We start from the raw sequence: 14,549 nt of genomic DNA, 5'->3' as shown, positions 1-14,549 counted from the left end.
GCTCCTCCGTGTGGGTCATTTTGCGCGATCTTCCAGCAATGCGACGGCTGTGTATTCGTCGGTGACCAGCGTGTCGACAAAGCCACGGGTCAAAGCTGCGTTGATGACGGCAACCTTGTGCAAGCCACCCGCCGCGAGAATGACGTTGTCGATCTTCGCCATATCATCCAATGACATCCCGATGACGCGCTGGTTCAACGGGTGGTCGATCAATTCGCCCTTAGCATCCAGAATATGCCCGGTGATGTCCCCCACCCCGCCCAAGGCGCGCAACTCATCGGCTGTAATCCCGCTCGGCAAGGCATCCTGCACCAGCAGGGAGCTTTCCAGATCGCCGGTTGCGAGGGCAATGGCCTGGCAAGAGCGGATCTTCTCGAGCATGTCGCGGATCACGTCCTGTTCGACGAACAAGGTGCGGCTTTCCGCGCTGCCCGCGTATAGGGGTGCAGTGAAAAAGCTGTGTTCCGCATTGCAGAGATCCGCAAGGCGCGTCGTGATTTCGTATCCATTCACATCGGAGCCGCGCGACACGCCCCCCATGATCGACACGATCTCCAGATCAGGACGATCCAAGGGTTGCATGTGCCGGGTCGCCATATTGAGCGTGTTGCCCCACGACATGCCGAAATGCGTGATCTCTTTGTCGCGCAGCAACTCCCCCAGTAGTCCGCCAAGCCCTGCGCTGACCAACTGGGTCACCGAACGCGCATCCTGGGGGGACGGCACGACAACCGCCTGTTTCAATCTGAACCTGCGTTCCAGATTCCATTCCAGTTCGGCTGCTGCGGCGAAGACGGAGTCGATGTTGACGCGCAAGATGCCACGGCGACGTGCCTCGCTCAGTGCTCTGTTGACCCGAAGCCTCGTGACGTTGAATCGCTTGGCGGCTGCGGCCTGGGTCATGCCTTCGAATTCACACGCCCAAGCAAGGCGCACCAGGAGCTGCTCTTCCGGGTCGATCTGGTCCAGTTTGATCGTGCGTGACATGCGCTTCGCTTCTCTTGGCTACTCGTCGCCCAGGCGCGCAGCCAGAACAGGGAAAACCGATGTGAAGATCATTTGACCGCTCCCATCGTCAATCCGCGGACAAGTTGCTTGGATGCGATCAGCGCGAAGATAAGCACCGGGATGACGATTAAGGTGGAAGTCGCCATGATCTTTCCATAGGGCAGATTATAGCCCTCCATGAACGACACAGCCATGGCCGGGGCTGTCTTTGCCTCCGAGCGGGTCAGGATCAGCCCGAACATCAATTCATTCCACGAGAAGATGAACGAAAAAATCGCAGATACCGCCACACCCGGCATGGCCAAAGGCAGGCAAATCTTCCGCATGATTGTGAACTGGCTCGCCCCTTCCAGTCGGGCGGCTTCGTCCAGATCATAGGGGATCCCGCGAAACTGGTCCGTGACGATCCAGATCACGATTGGCAGGTTGAAGGTGAGGTAGATCAGGATCAGCGTGATATGCTTGTCCAGAAGCCCGAGGTTCCGCGCGATCAGGAAGAATGGCAGCGCAAGAACGATGGGCGAAATCATCCGGTTGGTGATGAACCAGAACCACAGGTCCTTCTTGCCGCGAAACTCGAACCGCGCCAGAGCAAAGGCCGCGGGTACGCCAAGGACGAGCGCAAGAAACGTCGTGCTGATTGCGATGATCAACGAGTTGATCAACGTGCGCAGAACGCCGTCTTCGAACAGCGCTTCGCGGTAGTTGCTCAGCGTCGGCTCGAAGATCCAGACGGGCGGGGCTTCCAGGGCGACAATCTGGGTTTTCAGGGAGGTCGTAACCATCCAGTAGAACGGAAACACGCATACGGTGATGATCAACACCAGTAGCGCGATCTGCGAAAAGAGGGAGCGGGTCGATGTCATGGCTCAAACCTCCTTGTAGAAGACGCGGATGTAGATTTGCGCCAGCACGATAGTGATGATCAGCAGGATGATCGCCTGTGCCGAAGCGAGGCCCTGATCAAAACCGCGAAAGCCGACACGCTGGATCATCAGCGATATGAACTCGGTCGAGGACCCGGGCCCTCCGCGCGTGAGCGTGAAAACCATGTCGAACAGTTTCAAGGTATCCGCGGTGCGCAGGATCAGCACAGCAACAAGCCCTGGCAGCAAGAAGGGCAGCTGCACGTAGCGCAAAACCGTCCATTTGGATTTTGTCTCCAGGCGCGCAGCCTCTTCAACCTCGCCCGGGACCATGGTCAGACCTGCGAGCAGAACGAGCGCCACAAAGGGGGTCCACTGCCAGACATCCCAGAAGATGATCATTGCAAAGGCGTTTTCCGGATCGCCAATCCAGTTGATGTCGGCGCCGCCCAGAAGTTGGTTCACGACTCCGAATTTCTGGTTGAACATCACCTGCCCCAGAAGCCCGACCACTGCATAGGTCGTCGCCATCGGCAGAACCAGGCTGAGCCGCGCCAGCGTTTTGACCAGGGTCAGACCGGGTTGATGGAGAACCAGCGCGATGCCAAGTCCGAGTGCGATCTGCAACGGAAGGGCCGTCCCGAGCAAAAAGAACGTGCGCCCCATCGCCTGCCAGAACACCTCATCCGTCAGGACCGTCCAATAGTTCTCCAGACCGATAAACTCGACCCGCCGCAGCTTGGTCAGGTTGTAGAAGTGTAGCGATGTCCAGAGGGCGTAGAGCAGCGGGGCAATCCCCACCAAGGCCAAACCGATCACAGCGGGTCCGATAAATGCAAAAACAGTTTTGCGGGGGACTTGGCCGCTCATGATCTTCTCCAGGGTTAGTGGGCCTATGGGATTTCGGGGCATCCCTCAGGATGCCCCGAAACGCGGTGTCGTGATTACTGGGCGAGCGGCTTTTCGCCCGAGTAGTAGCCGGCGGCGTCAAGCACCTCTTCCATGCGGGTGCCGATTTCCTGCGCACCCTCTTCGGTGGTGACTTCGCCGAGCATCATCTTGGTGCCCCACTCCTGCACGATCTCGGTGATCTCAGGCCATTCCGCAAAGCGCGGGCGGAACTCAGGCACACCGTCCTGCCAGCTTTCCACCAGCGCCGGGACGAACTTGAACTCTTCCAGACCGTCTTGCTGATAAACGGACTGGCGGGCCGGAACGCCACCACGCTCAAGGTATTCGCGCGCGTTTGCCTTGGATGTTGCCCACTGAATGAACAGATATGCCGCGGCCTGTTCAGCCTCGTCCGCCTGCGAGGCCACCGCGAGAGAGAAGCCGCCCAGAGCCGGTTTGCGACCGGCAGGCCCCATCGGCTCGGGCGCAATCTCGACGCAATCCGCGACCCGCGATGTCTCGGGAGAAACGACCGAAGAGTAGAATGCAGACCATTCGGTGATCATCGCCACATCGCCCTGCGAGAACGCGTTCACCGTTTCGGCATGGTCATAAGCGACGATGCCATCGGGCATGTACTCCATGAGCTCCTGGCGGAACTTCAAGCCCGCCTGGCTTCCTTCGCTCATAAGGTTGGACCGGAATTCCTCGTTCAGGAAGGAGCCGCCAAAGGGCCACAACATCCGTGCGAAGCTGTCTGCGGACTGGGTTTCATTCCGCTTGGACTGCAAGGCAAAAGCGTATTTTCCATCCTTGGTCAGCGCCGGGCCATAAACGTCCTTCAGTTCTTCCCATGTCGACGGCGGCCCGTCGAAGCCCGCCTCTTCGAGCATGCAGCGGTTGTAGAACATCAGGCCCGAATAGTTGTCGAACGGCAGGCCGTAGATGGTGTCGTTCCAGCCGCCAAAGGCGTTGAGGACAAGAGGAAAGAAGTCGTCGATATCTAGGTCCGGGTCGACCGCATCAGGGAACTTGGCCTGGACATCGGCCAGAGGCAGGATCCATTCGTTCTCAGCAAAGCTCCCGATCCAGACAAGATCGATCAGCGCGATATCAAGGTCGCCACCCGCCACGAAATCGCGGACTTGTTCGCCAAGCGCGTTCTCATAGGGGTGCTTGATCACGTTGACCTTGATGCCGGTCTCCTCTTCGAAGGCAGGCAACATCGCCTCGATCGCCTCGTAGCCGGGGCGCAACAGGAACACGACATCGACGGTCGTGCCCGCGTAAGGCGCGGCTGCGTCCTTCAAGCTCCAACCGTGGCCATCGGCCATGGCGCCAGATGCCATCACGCTCGCGACGGCGGCAGAGCACAACAGATTTCTCAGAGTTTTCATGAGTATGGGTTCCTCCCTTGGCGGAACATTTGGATTGCCTTCCAAATGGATTTACGTGCTTACAAAAGTAACATTGCAGTTGCCTGTCAATACAAAAGTTTCTAACTTGATACATATGGTGGCGGGCTTCTGATGGCCCGGGGAGCAGGAGGTTCGCGCCGTGGCAGGCATCAAGATCGACAAAATCAACAAGTTCTACGGGACGACCCAGGCGCTTTTCGACATCGACCTAGACATAGAGGACGGTGAGTTCGTCGTCTTTGTCGGCCCGTCTGGCTGCGGCAAGTCCACGTTGCTGCGCACGCTGGCGGGACTGGAAGGCGTCAGCTCCGGCCGTATAGAAATTGGTGGGCGCGATGTCACGACGGTCGAGCCTGCCGATCGCGACCTTGCGATGGTATTCCAGTCCTACGCGCTCTATCCGCACATGACCGTGCGAGAGAACATGGAATTCGGGATGAAGGTCAACGGGTTCGAACCGGACCTGCGCAAGGAACGCATCGCGGAGGCCGCGCGTGTGTTGCAACTTGAAGATTATCTCGACCGCAAGCCCGGTCAGTTGTCGGGGGGGCAGCGCCAGCGGGTTGCGATTGGGCGCGCGATCGTGAAGAACCCCAGCGTTTTCTTGTTCGATGAGCCTCTTTCGAACCTAGATGCTAAGCTGAGGGTGCAGATGCGGGTGGAGCTTGAAGGACTCCACAAGCAGTTGGGCGCGACCATGATCTACGTCACACACGACCAGGTCGAAGCCATGACCATGGCCGACAAGATCGTGGTCTTGAACCGCGGCCGCATTGAACAGGTCGGTTCCCCCATGGACCTCTACCACAAGCCAAATTCTCGATTCGTCGCGGAGTTTATCGGCTCGCCAGCGATGAATGTCTTCTCTTCCGATGTGGGATTACAGGACATTTCTCTCGATGCATCGGCGGCCTTTGTGGGCTGCCGTCCCGAACATATCGAGATCGTTCCAGACGGCGATGGTCACATCGCCGCCACGGTGCATGTCAAGGAGCGCCTCGGAGGCGAGAGCCTGCTTTACCTCGGTTTGAAAGGTGGCGGCCAGATTGTCGCCCGCGTTGATGGCGACGATGAAACAGAGGTTGGTGCAGCTGTCAGTTTGCGCTTCTCGCGACACAGGTTGCACCAGTTTGACGAGGCGGGCAGAGCCATTTAACAGCGCGCCATGAATACCCCGCGAAAGCTCCGCCCACCGCAGACCTGCACGGACCTGTTTGGCGATGTGGATCTGGTCATCTTCGACTTCGACGGAGTGATCGCTGACAGCGAGGTTATCTCCCTTGCCACTCTACAAGCGTCGCTAAAGGCCTTCGGGATGGACCTCACGATTGAAGAGATCCGCCAGAAGTTCCTGGGAAAATCGCTCAAGACGATTTCGACCTATGTGGATCAACACAGCTCATCGCAGGCCCCAGCGGACTTTGGTAATGCCTGGCAGGCAGAGCTTTACAGCAGGTTCCGCGCGGAACTGAAGCCGCTGCCGCATCTTGAGAAGCTACTGTTCGAACTCGCCGAGACCGCCACGCGGTTCTGCATCGCGTCCAGCGGCACGTTCGAAAGGATCAATGTCGCCCTGTCTGCCATGAGCATGTCGGATTGCTTCGATCACGTCTTCAGTTCAGAACAAGTCTCGCGCGGCAAACCGGCGCCGGACCTGTTTCTCATGGCGGCCGAAGCTCTGGACGTAAGTCCGTCCAGGTGCCTGGTCATCGAGGACTCTCTCTACGGGATTCGCGCAGCCAAGGCCGCTGGCATGCGCGGGGTCGGCTTTCTCGGTGGCGCACACCTGCAAGGCATCGTCGAGCAACACGGGAAAACGTTACTGGAGAACGGCGCGGATATGATCCTCGCCTCCCATCAAGACATCGCGGCGCGCCTGGCACCCAAGCGCACGCAGCAGAACTGACTGCCAGGCGATCAGGACAACTGGCCAGATGGCGAGTTCGGCGCTCCGCTTACCGCAGCACAACAGCCAAAAACGCCTAGCCCAGTTCCTTCAGCAACCATTCCGCGCGTGCGATATGGGTCCGCGCGATCCCGAGCTTACTTTCCAGCCGGGCCTTTTTCTTGGCCGAGCTGGCGGCCGCGATCTCGGCTTCCAGCTCGTTGGATTTCACGCGGAGCTTTCGCAGGACCTTTTCCACATGGCTGGGCGTGATCCTGCTGGCCTTTCCACTGTCGAGGCGGGCGTTATAGTCGGTTACCTTGTCGGCGAGTTTTTTCAGCCCCATCCTGTTTGCCCCTCTCTTCGCCACTCGGTCTTATCCTGCACGAAGTTCATGACTGCTCCGTGACACGGTCGTCTGCGCGTGACGCGATTGGGACCTCGCGGGGCGTGGTCATCGCCTCAGCCAACTCATCTTCGTCGAGCGACAGCAAACTTTCGACTTCGGCGACAGCACGATCGCGTTCCACATAATAGCTGCGCGCAGCTTCGATCATCGCGCGCATTGCGCTGAAGGCATATCCGGAATCGTTCATGAAAGAGGTGGCAGCCGCCGGCGTGAGCACGCCCTTTCGGATCAGCGCATCGACGCGCCGCGACGTGGACAGCGCATCCTCTTCGATCCGGGCGCGCTCCTGTTCGAGCCAGAGTGTGCTGCGATCCTCCGGCGCGGCGCGGTCGAGTTTGCGGATTTCCACCGCGATCCGGGCGATCTGCGTGCGCAACTCGTCATAGAGTTCTGTCGTCGCCCCCTGGGGGCGGACTGTGTAGCGCAGGACGTTCTTGCGCAGGTGCTTGACCGCTTTCACCGCGCGCACGATCTCGGCAGACACGTCGCGCAGGGCATAGATGCGCTCGGCGATATCCGGGGGCGTTCGCTTGTCTCCGGCACGGGTGGTGTACTCGACAATCCCCGAATAGAGCGTTTTCACCCGGCGATCATAGCCCTCCGTCAGATCGAGATCGAGAGGTTTGCGGCACTTGCGAACCAAAGCGCCCACATCCTCGGCGGCGTATACCTCGTCGCGATGCAGGTTCAGTCCATGCAGGATCAACTCGGCGGCATTGTCATAGAGGTGCAAAACCTCCTTGCGCAGGGCGACCTCCAGCGTTTGGGGAAACTCATCCACCGCCTCGTTCAGGTAGCGCGGGAGGCTGATATCGGGCACCGGCTCGACGATGCGGCGTTCGAGAAAGGCGATGAGCCGCGACAGGAAAGGCAGCATCAGCACCACGCCGAGCACGTTGAATATCGTGTGAAACACCGCCAGCTTCATGGTGAAATCCGTGGCGGCGATACCCACAAGGTCACTGATCCAGTCAACGCTCTGGCGCAGAGGGTCGATGAGCACGAGCGCCACACCAGCGGTGACCAGGTTAAAGATCAGATGGGCCAGCGCGAGGCGCTTGCCTTGGTAGTTCGCACCGATCGCGCCGATCATCGCGGTGATCGTGGTGCCGATGTTCGCACCGATTGCCAGGGCCAGCGCGTTATCGTAGCTGATCTGTCCCGCGGCGAGAGCGGTCAGGATCAGCACCATCGTTGCGTGGCTCGACTGCATGACCACGGTGGCGGCGGTACCGATTAGGGAATAGACCGCAAGCCCCAACAGCCCGGACAACGCAAAACGCGTCAGGTCGATCTCATCCTTGAAGGCATCGAACCCTTCTTTCATGTAGTGGATGCCAAGAAAAAGGAACCCCAACCCCCCAAGCGCGTAGCCGATCCCCCGCGCCACCTTGGACTTCTGGAACACCAGCACGATGCTTATGGCGATCATCGGCATGGCATAGGCCGCGATATCGACCTTCAGCCCGAGCCCGGCGACCAACCAGGCGCCGGTGGTGGTGCCGATATTGGCCCCGAAAATGATGCCCACCCCGCCGACGAGCGTGATCAGGCCCGCGCTCAGGAAGGAAATGGTGACGATGGACACCAGCGAGCTCGACTGCAGCAGCGTGGTGGCCACGATCCCGAACGACAGCGCCCGGGGCACCGAGTCGGTCGTGCGCTCCAGCAGTCGTTCTAGCGTACCACCGCCAAAAGACTTGAACCCATCCTCCAGCATCAGCATGCCGAAAAGGAAGATCGCGACGCCGGCCGCGATTTCCTGGGCGTCGGGGCTGACCCAGAAGGTCACCACGAGGGCCGCGATCACGAGCGGCAGGTAGAAGCGCTTCACGCTGGCGGCCTCCCTTCATCGCGTTGCAGCCTGGAAACATATCCTAACCCGAGGCACTCGCGTTGACCTGGGTCATATGCGCCGCCCCACCCTCAAGGAATATGGCGCCGCCGATCTTGCGCCAGAGGGGGCCTGCGCCGTGCTGCGAACCGACCATATCGAAAAAGCCGTTCAGCGAAACCGGGATGAAGTTTTCCGTTTCGGAACGGCCCTGATCTTCATCGTGGGCATCATGTTGTTTACCATCGTCCGGACCGAGGGCGGCACCGATGGCATCTTGATGGTCGCGGCCGCGATGATCGGTGGCTACATGGCCATGAATATCGGCGCGAATGACGTGGCCAACAATGTCGGACCCGCGGTCGGGTCCCACGCGATCACTCTGACCGGTGCCATCGTGATCGCCGCCTTTTTCGAGGCCGGGGGCGCCTTGATCGCCGGTGGTGACGTCGTAGGCACGATAAAGAGCGGGATCATCGACCCGGACCTGGTGGGCGACCGGGACACGTTCATCTGGCTGATGATGGCGGCCCTGCTGGCGGCGGCGGTCTGGCTGAACTGCGCAACGGCCATCGGAGCCCCTGTTTCTACCACCCATTCCATCGTCGGCGGCGTGCTCGGGGCGGGCATCGCCGCTTCGGGCTGGGGTATCGCGGACTGGTCCGTGGTGGGCCGGATCGCGGCGAGTTGGGTGATCTCTCCGGTGATGGGCGGGCTGGTCGCGGCCGGCTTTCTCTATGTCATCAAGCGGACGATTACCTACAAACGCGACGTGCTGGCAGCCGCAAACCGGATGGTTCCAATCCTGGTGGCCGGCATGGCGTGGGCCTTCGCGACCTACCTCATGCTGAAGGGCGTCAAGAAACTCATCGCGGTGCCATTGCCGCTGGCGGTCCTGATCGGGCTGGCGGTGGCAGCGGCGGTCTATGTCATCCTGCGCCCCCATATCGTCGCGCGGACGGCGGCCATGGAGAACCGCAAGGCGAGCGTCAACGAGCTTTTCACCGTGCCGCTCATATTCGCGGCGGCGCTGCTGAGTTTCGCCCATGGCGCGAACGACGTGGCCAACGCGGTCGGCCCACTGGCGGGGATCACCGAAGCCATTGCCGAGGGCGGTGTCTCGACAAGTGCGGGCATCCCGCTCTGGGTGATGGCGGTGGGCGCAATCGGGATCGCCCTGGGTCTCGCGCTTTATGGACCGAAGCTGATCCGTACCGTGGGCAGCGAGATCACCGAACTGGACAAGATGCGGGCCTTCTGCATCGCGATGGCGGCCGCGATCACAGTGATCATCGCCTCGCAATTGGGGCTGCCGGTCAGCTCCACCCATATCGCCGTGGGCGGGGTGTTCGGGGTGGGATTCCTGCGTGAATACATCAAGTCGAGCTACGCGCGGATGCTCGACGAGATCAGGGAGCACCACGCCGAGAGCGACCCGGAAGCGGTGGAGGCCTTCCTCGCGAAGTTCGAGGCCGCCGACGTTGCCGGAAAAGGCGAGATGCTGAGGGAAATGAAGGCCCAGGCCTCTGCTGATCGCCTTCTGAAGAAACGTGAACGGCGCGGACTGGGGCATGTGCACCGGGTCGAGCTGGTCAAGCGCACCCTGCTGCTGCGGATTGCGGCGGCCTGGATCATCACGGTCCCGATCGCAGCGCTGCTTGCGGCGATGTTCTTCTTCATGATCAGGGGCATGATGCTGCCTTGATGGCCTTCATGCGCATGTTGCGCCGGACTCAGGACAAGGCAGCCGCTGCTGCGGCCCGCACGTTAATCGTCGTGAAGAGTTTGCGCGTGGTGGTTGCAAGACGCCTCGTTAGTGCTCCGCAAGACGCGGGCAGCATGGCGTTGGGGCCGGAACGACCGGCGCGGCGCGGTCGATCGGTCTGATTTCCGGGCGCGCTTTCTTTATCAGGTTGGCGGTCTGTCGAACCACTTAACACAGCCTTGCCGCCAGGTTTTTCCCCGAATTCGACATCACCAGCCCCCATGACACAAACGCTCCAGACTGGGCGGTTCAGGTGCAGAGCGATACAGTCGGCGTTCACGTCACGGGTTTTGAGCGCCCGCGACAATTGCCGTGGCGTCTTGTCGCCGTGAACCGTGACTTCGCCATGGTCGTCGCGCGTTACAACGCCACGGAATGGCGGGCCTTGGAAGCAGCGAAATAGCTATCGAATGCCGCTGCCACGATCCGTGCCAGCGGGGCGCCTTTGGAGGTCACGCGCAGGCCCGTCGCGCCGCATTGGACAAGTCCATCCCGCTCCATATCCCGCAGTGAATCACGCTCGGGCCCCCACCATCCGGCAGGCACCCCGTAGCGCGCACCAATAGCATCCGGGTCCACGTAACCGTCGCACATGATCCGTTCGATCACCGCGGCACGCATCAGGTCCTCGCCTGCGAAGGCGCGGCCCTTGGCAACCGGTAGCGCACCGTTTTCGATGGCGCGCGCCCAGGCGCGGGTCTCAGGTTGGTTCTGGATATAGCCCTGCGGCGTCCGCCCGATAGAGGTCGCGCCCAGACCGACCAGGGTGGCCGCAGGATCGTCCGTGTAGCCTTGGAAATTGCGATAGAGCCGCCCTTCGGCCTGCGCCCGGGCGAGCCCGTCTTCGGGCTTGGCAAAATGATCGATGCCGATGGCGCGATATCCGGCCTCGGTCAGCGCACGCGCCGCAGCGGACGCTTGCGCCGCCCGCGCCCGTGCGTCCGGCAAGGACTCCTCCGGGATCATCCGCTGCGCCTTGGCGACCCAGGGGACATGGGCGTACCCGAAGAGCGCAATCCGGTCCGGGCCCATTTCGGAAACCAGGTCCACCGTGTGCAGCAGCGTCTCGACACTCTGGTACGGGAGCCCGTAGATCAGATCGAAATTGACTGCCGCGATGCCGTGCCGCCGGAACATGCCGACCGCCTTTGCAACCATCTCCGGCGGCTGGATACGGTTGATGGCGCGCTGCACCTTCGGGTCGAATTCCTGCACACCGAAACTGGCCCGATTGAAACCGAGTTCTGCCAGCCGCGTCACCATCGGCTCCGTCAGGGTACGCGGGTCGCTCTCGATGGCGATCTCGGCATCCGGCAGGATGTCGAAGGCCACCCGCAAGGCGTCCATGATCCGGGCGATCTGGTCCGGCGACAATGCGGTTGGCGTCCCACCGCCCCAATGCAGATGCGCCACCGGTACGCGCCCCGGCATCGCCGCCCGCACAAGAGCGATCTCCTTCAGCAGCGTCTCGACATATTCGGCAAGCGGGCCTTCGCGCTTGACGAGTTTCATGTTGCAGCCGCAATACCAGCACATTTCGCGACAGAAGGGGATGTGGACATAAAGAGAGATCGGCTCCGACGCATCAAGCGCGCTCAGCCATCCGCGATAGGTCGCCTCGGGAAACGCGGGCTCGAAATGCGGCGCCGTGGGGTAGCTGGTGTAGCGCGGGGTCGCCACGCGCGCATATTTCTCGACGATTTCATCCACGGTCTTGTTCCTCATTCCGGTCGGCTCCTGCCCCCTTCGACAAGAAGCGTGCACGATCCGACCATCCCCGTTATCCTCCATGTCTCGCATGGGTCCGACAAAGGCGTCCTTGACCTTCATCAAACCGCAGCCGTTGGCGACACACCATTATCAGGGCAGTGGACTGACCCCGAAAAGCCACGGATGCACCCCGATCAGAATGAGATAAAGCACGACCCCAAGGCCGAGCCTGAGCAGGCTTTCACCCAGAGGAAAGGCCCTGAAAACCGGCGTTTGCCGGGATTTCTGCAACAAGGGGCTCCATTGAGAGCCAAGCGTGCGCCGCGCGCGCCGGTCCACTAGGCGTCCACCCAGCAGAGCGAAGGCCGCAAAGGTGCCGAACAGTATCACATGCGCGAGATCACCGTTCGGAAACAGGTGAGCCCCAGCCCAGATTGCCAGTGCTAGAAGAAGTGGATGACGCGTCACCCGGACGATGCCCGGACGGTCCGGATCGAAGGTGTCATTGCGCGCGCCACCGAAGGAGAACGGGTTGGGTCGGCCAAGTGTCAGAGCAATAATCACGCAGACAGGCAGCATCGCGGCGAGTACCAGGTGCGCCTGCCAGGGGGCCCAGTCCCAGAGTGGCACAAAGGGCGCGCGCCCGGCAGCGCCGATCAACCAGGCCAGTACGCCAAGAGACAGGGCCGAATAGGCCAGCGTGAAGCCGCGCGCCCCGAGCCGCGCTTCGAGCCAGGGCCGCATCGGCGGGCGAACCGGCACCCCGTGGGACAGAAAGAACACCGTGAAGGCGAGGATGAACTCGACCCAACCCATATGCATGCACCCCTTTTGCAACGCAGCACCGCAAGCCGCGCTGACCAGCAACCTGCCCGCGGCACGATAGCCCTCCAGCCGCAAAATGGCAGCGGCATAGATGTCGCGCATCAGCGCCTCTGATGTGGCAGTTGACCTTCGCTGCCCGCCCCTCCTCTATGGCCGAAACCACATCGCAGGAGGCTCCCATGACCCAACTCACAACCCGCAGCGGCGCGCCCGCCTCGTCTCTGTGCTTCGGGTGCATGCAGTTCGGGGGGACGGCCGACAAACCCGCAAGCGCCGCCATGTTCGAAGCCTGCCGCGCCGCAGGGATCAACTTCTTCGACACCGCGCATGTCTATACGGAGGGTCGATCCGAGACCTGGCTTGGCGAAATGGTCACGGACCAGGTAGATGATCTGCTGATCGCCACGAAGGCCGGGTATGTCGGCGGCAGCGGTCGCGCGAATATCCGCGCGACCTTCGACGAAAGCCTCAGGCGCCTCGGCCTCGATGCCGTCGACATCCTTTACCTGCATCGCTGGGACGCGGAGACGCCGCTTGAGGAGACCTTCGAAGCCCTTGCCGATCTGCAATCCGCGGGTCGCTTTCGCTACATTGGCGTGTCGAACTTTGCGGCTTGGCAGGTGATGAAGGCACAGGCGGTCGCTGAACAGTTCGGCACGCGCATCGACATCCTGCAGCCGATGTATTCCCTGATCAAACGACAGGCCGAGGTAGAGATCCTGCCCATGGCCCTGTCCGAGGGAATCGCGGTCGCGCCCTATTCGCCGCTCGGAGGGGGGCTTTTGACGGGCAAATACGCCGAGGGCGGCACGGGGCGTCTGACCGAGAATGAAAAGTACGAGGTGCGCTACAGCTTGCCCTGGATGCATGAGACTGCAGTGGCGCTGCGCAGTCTCGCGGCCGAGATAGGCGCGGCGCCAGCAACCCTCGCTGTGGCCTGGGTCGCCGCCCATCCGGGCGTGAAAGCACCGATCATCAGCGCCCGCGACGTGGCGCAACTGGACGCCTCGCTTGCCGCACGCGACATGGCTCTGCCTCCGGAACTCTATGCCCGCATCACCGCCCTGTCCCAGACCCCACCCCCGGCCACGGACCGGCTGGAAGAGGCACTCAGCTGATCGCGGCGACAGTTCATCCCGCGAGGGGGAAGGTATCGATCACCTCGAACCGACCATCCGCACGTTCACCCACAAGCGCCAGGCCGGATATCTCGAACGGAGCGGGCAGAGGCGGAAGAAGATCGGCCAGCACGACCTCCCAATCGGGCAATGCTGCCGCAGGGAGACGGTCGGTCAGGGTCATGTGGAACCGGTATGCCGACAGGACGTAGGGATAGCCCCAGTTCGTCAGGTTGGCCTCCAACTCCGGACGCAATCCGCTGCCCCGCCTTCGGGAAAATTCCTCCGCCGTGGGTGAGGCACGAAATGCATCGAGTTGGGTCACGCAAGCCGCCGCCAGATGGTTAAGACCCGTCGCATCCCCCACGGGCAGCAGCGCCAGAAACCGCCCCATCCGCCCGAGCGCCAGCCCATCGCAGCGCGCCGGCGACAGGCGTCGGGCAAGCGTGGAGACCGCCTCGGATAGCCCTTCCAATGCGCAACCTTCCCCGAGCCGGAAGGGGGGCTTCAGGGTCGCATGAAAGCCATAGCGGTGTGCCGTTGCGGTTACCGCGTCACGTTCCGGCACTGCCAAGGGCACCGAGGGGCACCCCGCCGTTACATCCCAGCCCAACCACGCAGCCCCGAACGCAGACAGCGCCCCTTGCGGAGGCACATGATAGATCGCGAAGCGCTGATATGACATTCAAGCGTCCTTTCCGGACCTGGGCTTGCATACAAAGACTTTTGAAAGTTCAATGGTCTTGCCAAGGTCCCGGACCAGTCCCTATTAGCCAGTATGGACCACGTGGCCTCGCGGCCAGGTTAGGTAACTTTCTGC

Annotated in this window: 13 protein-coding genes; 4 read left to right on the top strand and 9 right to left on the bottom strand. The window is 61.5% G+C overall.

Annotated features, from left to right (window positions below; all coding sequences use genetic code 11):
* Nucleotides 1-15 precede the first annotated feature (15 nt).
* From PVW48_RS12130 to PVW48_RS12115, 4 genes are all read right to left on the bottom strand, one after another.
* Nucleotides 16-987: a sugar-binding transcriptional regulator gene (locus PVW48_RS12130; protein ID WP_012177228.1), complete on the bottom strand. Its 972-nt coding sequence runs from the start codon at nucleotides 985-987 to the stop codon at nucleotides 16-18.
* A gap of 68 nt (nucleotides 988-1,055) precedes the next feature.
* Nucleotides 1,056-1,874: a carbohydrate ABC transporter permease gene (locus tag PVW48_RS12125; protein ID WP_012177227.1), complete on the bottom strand. Its 819-nt coding sequence runs from the start codon at nucleotides 1,872-1,874 to the stop codon at nucleotides 1,056-1,058.
* Between the two features lie 3 nt (nucleotides 1,875-1,877).
* Entirely contained in the window at nucleotides 1,878-2,744 is an 867-nt protein-coding gene (locus tag PVW48_RS12120; protein WP_012177226.1) for a carbohydrate ABC transporter permease, read from the bottom strand.
* Nucleotides 2,745-2,818: 74 nt separating this feature from the next.
* Nucleotides 2,819-4,207, bottom strand: a complete 1,389-nt coding sequence (locus tag PVW48_RS12115; protein ID WP_274581531.1) for an ABC transporter substrate-binding protein — start codon at nucleotides 4,205-4,207, stop codon at nucleotides 2,819-2,821.
* 115 nt (nucleotides 4,208-4,322) lie between these two features.
* Here PVW48_RS12115 and PVW48_RS12110 point away from each other — a divergent pair, with 115 nt between their 5' ends.
* Entirely contained in the window at nucleotides 4,323-5,339 is a 1,017-nt protein-coding gene (locus PVW48_RS12110; protein WP_274581530.1) for an ABC transporter ATP-binding protein, read from the top strand.
* A gap of 9 nt (nucleotides 5,340-5,348) precedes the next feature.
* Nucleotides 5,349-6,089 carry an HAD family hydrolase gene (locus PVW48_RS12105; protein ID WP_274581529.1) on the top strand — a complete coding sequence of 247 codons (741 nt, stop codon included), beginning with the start codon at nucleotides 5,349-5,351 and terminating at the stop codon, nucleotides 6,087-6,089.
* A 76-nt stretch (nucleotides 6,090-6,165) separates the two neighbouring features.
* On the opposite strand, the gene PVW48_RS12100 is transcribed toward PVW48_RS12105, so the two are convergent.
* Both PVW48_RS12100 and PVW48_RS12095 read right to left on the bottom strand, forming a co-directional pair.
* Nucleotides 6,166-6,414, bottom strand: a complete 249-nt coding sequence (locus PVW48_RS12100) for a hypothetical protein (protein ID WP_274581528.1) — start codon at nucleotides 6,412-6,414, stop codon at nucleotides 6,166-6,168.
* Nucleotides 6,415-6,460: 46 nt separating this feature from the next.
* A complete protein-coding gene (locus tag PVW48_RS12095; protein ID WP_274581527.1) occupies nucleotides 6,461-8,311 on the bottom strand; it encodes a Na/Pi cotransporter family protein in 1,851 nt (616 codons plus the stop codon).
* Between the two features lie 76 nt (nucleotides 8,312-8,387).
* Here PVW48_RS12095 and PVW48_RS12090 point away from each other — a divergent pair, with 76 nt between their 5' ends.
* Entirely contained in the window at nucleotides 8,388-10,016 is a 1,629-nt protein-coding gene (locus PVW48_RS12090) for an inorganic phosphate transporter (RefSeq protein WP_012177220.1), read from the top strand.
* Nucleotides 10,017-10,436: 420 nt separating this feature from the next.
* Here PVW48_RS12090 and hemN read toward each other — a convergent pair whose 3' ends face one another.
* Nucleotides 10,437-11,801, bottom strand: coding sequence for an oxygen-independent coproporphyrinogen III oxidase (gene hemN / locus PVW48_RS12085; protein ID WP_274581526.1), 1,365 nt, complete (start codon nucleotides 11,799-11,801; stop codon nucleotides 10,437-10,439).
* Between the two features lie 135 nt (nucleotides 11,802-11,936).
* Nucleotides 11,937-12,713, bottom strand: coding sequence for an NnrU family protein (locus tag PVW48_RS12080; protein ID WP_274581525.1), 777 nt, complete (start codon nucleotides 12,711-12,713; stop codon nucleotides 11,937-11,939).
* 77 nt (nucleotides 12,714-12,790) lie between these two features.
* Between PVW48_RS12080 and PVW48_RS12075 the strand changes: the two genes are divergently transcribed.
* Complete coding sequence (locus PVW48_RS12075) at nucleotides 12,791-13,729, top strand: aldo/keto reductase (protein WP_274581524.1); 939 nt, start codon at nucleotides 12,791-12,793, stop codon at nucleotides 13,727-13,729.
* Between the two features lie 13 nt (nucleotides 13,730-13,742).
* Here PVW48_RS12075 and PVW48_RS12070 read toward each other — a convergent pair whose 3' ends face one another.
* Entirely contained in the window at nucleotides 13,743-14,414 is a 672-nt protein-coding gene (locus PVW48_RS12070) for a DUF1045 domain-containing protein (protein WP_012177216.1), read from the bottom strand.
* Between the last annotated feature and the right edge of the window lie 135 nt (nucleotides 14,415-14,549).

Source organism: Dinoroseobacter sp. PD6, assembly GCF_028807315.1.
GTDB classification, from domain to species: domain Bacteria; phylum Pseudomonadota; class Alphaproteobacteria; order Rhodobacterales; family Rhodobacteraceae; genus Dinoroseobacter; species Dinoroseobacter shibae.
This window is presented reverse-complemented; position numbering and strand designations above follow the sequence as displayed.